Genomic DNA, 1,077 nt, shown 5'->3' with positions numbered 1-1,077 from the left:
ACCCGGCCGAGGGACTGCCAGCCGCCGGAACCGGCCGGGTCGCCGCCGTGGTTGAGCCACACGTTGACCGAACCGTCGTCCTCGATGGTGACGTAGTCGGGCTTGCCGTCGCCGTCGAAGTCGGCCCAGCGCACCCGGCCGCTGTCCCCGGCCTCGGTGCCGGCGCGCGGGACGGCGGGGCGCGGCGCCCAGCCGTCGGCGACGACGCGGTCGAGGGCGGTGTGGAAGACCTGGGCCATCTTGCGGTAGCCGTCGTCGTTGGGGTGCAGCTGGTCGGGCAGGTCGTGGGCGGCGTCGAGGTCGGCCGGGTCCACGTAGCGCACGTGCCGGCCGGCCCGCTGCCGGTCGGCCTCCAGGGCGGCGATCGTGCGGTTGAACTCGGCGGTCTGCTGTTCGAGCCCGGGCGTGGCGGTGAGCAGGCCCTGGATGACGACGGTCACCCGCGGCTTGTCGGTGTAGATGCGGTCGACGAGCTCGGACAGCGCGGTGGCGGCCGTGACCGGGTCGGTCTTGTCGAACTTGACGTCGTTGATCCCCAGGTGCAGCAGGACGACGTCCGGGTCGGCCGCGGTCAGCCACTGGTCGATGCCGGCGCGGATCTGCCGGATCTTGTAGCCGCTGTGGCCCTCGTTGTCCGGGTCCACCTGGGTGCCGGACGAGTTCGAGCCCACCATGTCGATGGTGTAAGGGGACTGGCGCGCGGTCAGGTCCATCAGCGGCGCGCGGTAGCCGTCACCGCTGCGGCTGCCGGCCCCCCAGGTTATGGAGTCGCCGAGCGGCATGACCTTGATCAGTGGAGGTGAGGGCCGGGTGGCGGCCTGGGCGGTGGTCGGGGCCAGGCCGAGGCCGACGCCGGTCACGGCGAGGAGCGCCGCCAGTGCCCGGGGAACGCGAGGTTTCATGGCAGGGAGTACGGCCTTCGAAAGGGGCCGGCGCGCTGGCCGGCCGTGGGGTACGTGGTGCACGAGGTGGGCCGGCCGCGCCCCGCCCGGGGCGGGGGGGGGGGCGGGGGGCCCGGGGGGGTCCCGGGGGTTGGGCGCGGCGGGGCCCCCCGCCCCCCGCCCGCGGGGGGCGGGA

1 protein-coding gene is annotated in these 1,077 nt (G+C 75.1%); it reads right to left on the bottom strand.

What is annotated here, in order from left to right; genetic code table 11:
• Positions 1–902: GDSL-type esterase/lipase family protein (locus ACFV4F_RS43465; RefSeq protein WP_380511611.1), on the bottom strand; the 902-nt coding region annotated here is incomplete at its 3' end.
• Positions 903–1,077: the final 175 nt, after the last annotated feature.

This window comes from Kitasatospora sp. NPDC059722 (assembly GCF_042733235.1).
In the GTDB taxonomy this organism is placed as follows: Bacteria; Actinomycetota; Actinomycetes; order Streptomycetales; family Streptomycetaceae; genus Kitasatospora.
This window is presented reverse-complemented; position numbering and strand designations above follow the sequence as displayed.